The following is a 1,910-nucleotide window of genomic DNA, read 5'->3' on the forward strand; positions in this document are numbered from 1 at the left end:
AGTTCGTCTTCCCTGGGTTAGCCGGTCCCTAAGCCGAGGCTGAAAAGCGTAGGTGATGGAAAGCAGGTTAAATATTCCTGCGCCACCTAAAACTATGGTGACGGGTCGACGGAGTACGTTAAGCGCGCGGACCATTGGATGTGTCCGTGGGGCAATGAGGTTGGTTAGTAGGTAAATCCGCTAACGGAAGACCAGGTTGTCACTAAGGGAAACCTTCGGGGGAACCGATAGCGTAGCGCAAGGCTTCCAAGAAATAGACTCTAATCGTTGATGGTGACCGTACCAAAACCGACACAGGTGGGTGGGAAGAATATTCTAAGGCGCGCGAGAGAACTCTTGTTAAGGAACTCGGCAAATTATCCTCGTAACTTCGGGAGAAGAGGAGCCACAAGTTGTGATAGCACTAGCTGCTAGAGCATCCTGTGGCCGCAGAGAAATGGCCCAGGCGACTGTTTAACAAAAACACAGCACTATGCAAAGACGTCTAAGTCGAAGTATATGGTGTGATGCCTGCCCAATGCCAAAAGGTCAAAAGGAGATGTTAGCACGTTAAGTGCAAAGCATTGAATTTAAGCCCTGGTGAATGGCGGCCGTAACTATAACGGTCCTAAGGTAGCGAAATTCCTTGTCGGGTAAGTTCCGACCTGCACGAATGGTATAACGATCTGGGCACTGTCTCAACAAGAGACTCGGTGAAATTGTAGTAGCAGTGAAGATGCTGTTTACCCGCAATAAGACGGAAAGACCCCGTGAACCTTTACTGTACTCTGATATTGGCTCTTGACTTGTCATGTGTAGAATAACCAGGAGACTAAGAAAGCTCATCGTCAGGTGAGCTGGAGTCGTCGTTGAAATACTGGTCTTGATAAGTCGGGAATCTAACGAAATCCCATGAAGCTGGGATTCGGACATTGTCAGACGGGCAGTTTTGCTGGGGCGGTATCCTCCTAAAGAGTAACGGAGGAGTCCAAAGCTTGCCTCATCGTGGTTGGCAATCACGAGTAGAGCGTAAAGGTATAAGGCAAGTTAACTGTGAGACCTGCAAGTCGAACAGAGACGAAAGTCGGGCTTAGTGATCCGGCGGTGGAATGTGGAATCGCCGTCGCTCAACGGATAAAAGGTACTCCGGGGATAACAGGCTTATCGCCACCAAGAGTTCATATCGACGTGGCGGTTTGGCACCTCGATGTCGACTCATCGCATCCTGGGGCTGAAGAAGGTCCCAAGGGTTTGGCTGTTCGCCAATTAAAGCGGTACGCGAGTTGGGTTCAAAACGTCGTGAGACAGTTTGGTCCCTATCTTTTGTGGGCGTAGGATACTTGAGAGGAGCTGCTTCTAGTACGAGAGGACCGAAGTGGACGAACCAATGGTGAGCCGGTTGTTCTGCCAAGAGCATTGCCGGGTAGCTATGTTCGGAACGGATAAGCGTTGAAAGCATATAAACGCCAAGCCTCCCTCAAGATAAGGTATCCCTATCAGACACCATATAGACCATGTGGTTAATAGGTTGGGTGTGTAAGCGCAGTAATGCGTTGAGCTTACCAATACTAATCGGTCGATCGGCTTGACCACCTTTTTTTCTAAAGGATGAAAACCATTCCCTTTAGCACAAACAGTGTGGTGCGAAATAAAAAATCAAGCGTGTGAGATTGTTTTCAAGAGCTGATTTTGATAAGTGAAACTTAAACTTTTTATGATTTTCGTTTGGTGGCATTAGAGAAAGGGAAATACCTGAACCCATTCCGAACTCAGAAGTCAAGCCTTTCATCGCCGATGGTACTGCACACAAGAGTGTGGGAGAGTAGGTCGCCGCCAAACTTTTCTTTTTGGCCTTAAAACACCCCGTTTTAAGGCCCTTTTTTTTGCCCCGTTTCTTTCCTTTGTTTTTAGACTCCCTTGTCAACCGCTCG

General features: G+C 48.2%; 2 rRNA genes. Both read left to right on the top strand.

From position 1 onward, the window contains the following. Positions 1-1,572: ribosomal RNA gene (locus BU804_RS09020) — 23S ribosomal RNA — on the top strand; the annotation flags it as partial. 131 nt (positions 1,573-1,703) lie between these two features. Continuing rightward, a 5S ribosomal RNA gene (gene rrf / locus BU804_RS09025) occupies positions 1,704-1,818 on the top strand. Positions 1,819-1,910: the final 92 nt, after the last annotated feature.

The sequence above is a fragment of the Candidatus Protochlamydia sp. W-9 genome, from assembly GCF_001950615.1.
Classification (GTDB): domain Bacteria; phylum Chlamydiota; class Chlamydiia; order Chlamydiales; family Parachlamydiaceae; genus Protochlamydia; species Protochlamydia amoebophila.